Here is a 4333-nt window from a genome sequence, read left to right as displayed (position 1 = left end):
GTTAATGTGACAACACCTAAAATCTGTCGCGCGTGGAGAGACTTCGAAGATCGGTAGGCTACCATGGGTCATAACGTCATTCATTTCGCAAACATGAGCTCTGGTTCGACACTACATTCGGCTTGCGCGAAGCACTAAGAATTCAATAAGAGCTCGCACTCGCCGAGGAATGATCTTGGCATCTGGAAAAACCAGCCGGATTGGGATCGGAGCTAGGACATAGTCCGAAAGGACCGGCTCCAAGGCTGACCTATGCCCGACCATCCAGTCTGGCAAGATGGCAAGTCCGGTGTTCTGCCACGCGGCACCTTCGGCAAAATCAACGTCGTTGACGCGAAGCCGTGACCGAATGCTGATCGATTGACGGCCATCTTCAGAATCGAAAGTGAGGACATCCGATGGGTAAACCCGCGGCACCACCAGCCAGTGCCGCTCAAGATCAAGAGGTATGGACGGACGACCATGCTGCTCCAGATAGGACGGCGCGCCCGCAACGATCCAGCGATGCGTGCTCAGGACCCTCTGGCGGTACGGCCCATCCGGCACGACGGTTCCGCTGATAGCGAGGTCGAGTTTCGCATCGAGAAGGTCGGGGGGGCTGCGGTGAAGCGCAACATCGACGACGAGTTCGGGGTACTGGTCCATGAATTCCGCCAAAAGAGGAAGTAGTACGCGCCGACCGTAGGAATGAGGCGCTGCCAATCGCATGTTGCCAGAAATTCGCGGCAACTCCCCGCGAGCGACGCGCACAACTTCCGCCCGGGCATCGAGCATGTGCCGTACATGGGGAATCAACTCCTCTGCCTCACTTGTCGGGCTGATTCGTCTGGTCGATCGGATGAAGAGCTGCACACCCAATGCTGCTTCGAGCGATGCGATCTGTTTGCTGACCGTGGCTTGCGGCACATTCAGAGCGCGCGAAGTCTCGGAAAAGCTCTTGCGATCCATAAGTTCCGCAAAGATCTCGTAGGCTTGGAGCCGATCGCTCATGTCGATTTATTCCATTTGTGATAAGTCATATGCGATAATTTATCTTTCTTTGACCGACCAGTCGACTTATGTTTGGTCTCGAGGAAAATTTGGGAGGAATCAATGTCCAAGAAGATCGCCATCATCGGGGCGGGGACTGCCGGCTTGCAACTGGGTCTTCACCTGCTGCAAAATGGGATAACGCCACGTCTTTACACGGACCGTACCCCTGCGGATTATGCAGGCTCGCGCTTGATGAACACGGTGGCACACCACCACGTGACGATTGAGCGAGAAGATGCCCTTGGGTGCAATCACTGGCCGTCGAGTGAATACGGCTATTTCGGCCATTACTACTACATCGGAACACCGGAGCCGATCCACATCTATGGCGACTTGGTTCAACCAAGCCGTGCGGTGGATTACCGAATCTATCAACCCGCATTGCTTCAGGACTATCTGGATCTGGGTGGGGAGGTCATTTACGGACCGATCGAGCACGATCAGATCGAACCCATCTCCGACCAACATGACCTGACCGTGGTCTGTACCGGCAAGGGTGCCATCGGACAGATGTTCGGACGCGATGATCGCTATTCCCCATTCGAGCGCCCCCAACGGATGCTCTGTGTCGGCCTTTTCAAGGGCATCGCCGAGACCGAAACTCGCGCAGTATCCATGTATTTCTCTCCCGGCGCGGGTGAGCTGATCGAAATCCCAACCTGGTCGTTCAATGGCATGTGCCAGGCTTTGGTGTTCGAAAACCATATCGGCGGCGATCTGGAAATCCTGGCCCGGACGAAATACGACGAAAACCCCCGCGCTTTCCTCGATCTCATGCTGGAAAAAATCAAAGCGCATTACCCGACGCTTTACGAACGCATCGATCCCGAAGAATTCGATCTGGCCAATTCGCCGCTGGATATCCTTCAAGGCGGCGTCACCCCAACAGTGCGGAAGAGCCACACGCAGCTGGCCAACGGCAAGCTGGCCATCGCTCTAGGCGATACCCATGCTGTCGTCGATCCGGTGTTGGGCCAAGGCGCCAACATGGCCTCGTACGCAGCGGTCATTCTTGGAGAGGAAATCGTCGAAAACGATGTGTTCGACCAGCGCTTTCTCGAGAAATTTGATGCCCGGAGACACGACCGCGTCATGAGCGCGACGCGTTGGACGAACTACATGCTTGAAAACCTCGCGTCACTCAACCCTACCCTATTGGAATTTATCGGTGGCTTGGCGCAAAGCCGGTCCTTGACCGACGATTTCACCGAAGGCTTCAATCACCCCGAACGTCAGTGGGACATTTTCTCAAGCCCCGAGCGAGTACGATCTGCGGTGACCCGCTCGCAACAGGCGCTCGCCGCGGAATAGTCGGTTACCCCCCGTGCGGCAGCGCCGCACGGGACCCTGACAGGAGAACACAATATGAAACTGATTTGCTTGGCAGCCTTGGCTGCGGGAACGGCAACCTGTGCCCAGGCGCAAGAGAGCGGCCCTTGGTCGCTGCGGCTCGGGTTGTCCCATATCCAGATGGACGAGAGCGCGGACATCTCGCTCGGAGGCGCTCCAGTGCCGGGCGCGAGCTTCACGACAGGCGACGACGTCACGCCGACATTCGGCATCGGGTATCGGTTCTCGGAGCGGTTTTCTGCGGAGCTCACAGTGGGTGTGCCACCGACCGCAGCCTTGACCGGCACCGGTCCGCTCGCTGGCCTTGCCCTCGGGGAGGTCACTTATGGGCCGGCAACGCTCACCGGCCTCTATCACTTCCCCAAATTCGGCAATGGCCTTGAGGCCTATGTCGGTGGCGGGATCAATTATACGCTGATCTTCGACACCAAGGACGGCGCAATCAGCGACTTTGACGTCGACAACGCCTTCGCACCGGTCGTGCAGGCGGGCGTCGAGGGCCCGCTCGGACACAGGACCGGCTGGTTTATCGATCTGAAATATATCCCGCTCGAAACCAAGGCACGCGGGACCGTTGGGGGAGCACCCGCAGAGGCCGACATCACCCTAAATCCGCTGATCGCAACCGCGGGCATCGTGGTGCGGTTTTGATGCCGGTCATGCCGCGTCCATTCAAGCAGAAAACTTTGGAAAGGAAGGGAGCAAGCCATGGTAGATGTCGAAACGTTCCGTGCGGCCCTCGGCGAACTTGCGGCAGGGGTGAATATTGTTACCACCCGCCTGAACGGCGAGCGCCGCGGGATCACAGCGACCGCAGTGTGCTCGGTCTGCGCCCAGCCTGCGACCGTGCTGGCCTGTACCAACCGCAGTACCGGCACTTTCAAGATGATCCGCGATTCCGGAACCTTCGCCGTGAACATCCTCACTGACGCGCATCAATCCGCGGCCGAAACCTTTGCCGGTCGCAGCGGCCTTCAAGGCGACGACCGCTTTGAGCCCACGCTGTGGAGCGCGGGCGCGACACTCGGCTTGCCCGTGCTCAACGGCGCCACCGCGCTCGAATGCGAAGTCTCCGAAATCGTGAATTCCGGCACCCATGCAGTGATCTTCGGCCGCGTCATGGGCGCGGAAGTCAAGGGTGTAGCGCCGCTCGTCTATCACGCTGGCGGCTTCCGGGGGCTGATGCGTTTCAATGAATCCGCCACCGGGTAAGCGCGGAAATTTCGCGGCGCACGTGACGTCCGCACCTGAACTCAAGAGAGGAAAGACCAATGACTGAACAACTCGAACCCTGGAAACTTTCGTTGCGCGACCTGATGGCAGGGAACGGCGTCTTGATGATTTTCGCCGCGCTGGTCGGCGGCCTGGGATATTGGATGTACCTGCTTGGCGGATTTGAGATCGTGCCCGGCTTTTTCGTGTCATTCCAGCTCCCCGGCACCGAACATGGTTGGCGGGGCACGCATACCGGCCCCGTCCTGAACGGCCTGATGACCATCGCCGTCGCCTTCGTCATCCCACACCTGAACTTCTCTGAAAAATGGGGCAAGATCTGGGGCTGGATCGTCATGCTCGACGGCTGGTCCAATGTGATCTTTTACTGGGGCTCGAACTTTTCGCCGAACCGCGCGCTGGCCTTCGGCGACACGCCGATTGGTCCTTCTAACATTTTCAGCTTCATCGGACTTGCGCCCGCGTACGTGTTCGGCGTCCTGAACATGATTGCGCTGGTGGCAATTGGTCGGCAGGCAATCATCGTCGCCAAAGCGCGTCAGTCTGGCCAATCCAATCACGCAGCATCGAGAGGTGTCGCCTGATCGGCGGCACCGAACTTACCGAAAGGCCATCTTATGCACTGTCTTTGCGTCGAGTACCCCGCCCCGGCGGACCCTGAACAGTTTCGCACCTATTACACCACTCGTCATCTGCCGCTTGCCGAGCAGTTGCCAGG

General features: G+C 58.4%; 5 protein-coding genes. 4 read left to right on the top strand and 1 reads right to left on the bottom strand.

Annotation, left to right across the window (positions count from 1 at the left end; all coding sequences use genetic code 11):
• Nucleotides 1-111: 111 nt before the first annotated feature.
• Entirely contained in the window at nt 112-990 is an 879-nt protein-coding gene (locus AADJ11_RS20315; protein ID WP_341236231.1) for a LysR family transcriptional regulator, read from the bottom strand.
• 102 nt (nt 991-1092) lie between these two features.
• Between AADJ11_RS20315 and styA the strand changes: the two genes are divergently transcribed.
• From styA to styC, 4 genes are read left to right on the top strand one after another with little or no spacing between them, the layout of a single operon-like run.
• The gene (gene styA, locus AADJ11_RS20310; protein WP_341236230.1) at nt 1093-2343 is read left to right on the top strand and encodes a styrene monooxygenase subunit StyA; all 1251 of its coding nucleotides are present in this window, start codon (nt 1093-1095) and stop codon (nt 2341-2343) included.
• A 54-nt stretch (nt 2344-2397) separates the two neighbouring features.
• Nucleotides 2398-3033 (top strand): OmpW family outer membrane protein, encoded by a 636-nt coding sequence (locus AADJ11_RS20305; protein WP_341236229.1) that lies wholly within the window; start codon nt 2398-2400, stop codon nt 3031-3033.
• Nucleotides 3034-3090: 57 nt separating this feature from the next.
• Entirely contained in the window at nt 3091-3594 is a 504-nt protein-coding gene (locus AADJ11_RS20300; protein ID WP_341236228.1) for a flavin reductase family protein, read from the top strand.
• Nucleotides 3595-3653: 59 nt separating this feature from the next.
• Nucleotides 3654-4199: a styrene-oxide isomerase StyC gene (gene styC, locus AADJ11_RS20295; protein WP_341236227.1), complete on the top strand. Its 546-nt coding sequence runs from the start codon at nt 3654-3656 to the stop codon at nt 4197-4199.
• Nucleotides 4200-4333 lie beyond the last annotated feature (134 nt).

Origin of the sequence: uncultured Sulfitobacter sp. (assembly GCF_964021855.1) — a bacterium.
Classification (GTDB): Bacteria; Pseudomonadota; Alphaproteobacteria; order Rhodobacterales; family Rhodobacteraceae; genus Sulfitobacter.
Note: the sequence above shows the minus strand (reverse complement) of the source record. Positions and strands in the feature narration are given on the sequence as shown.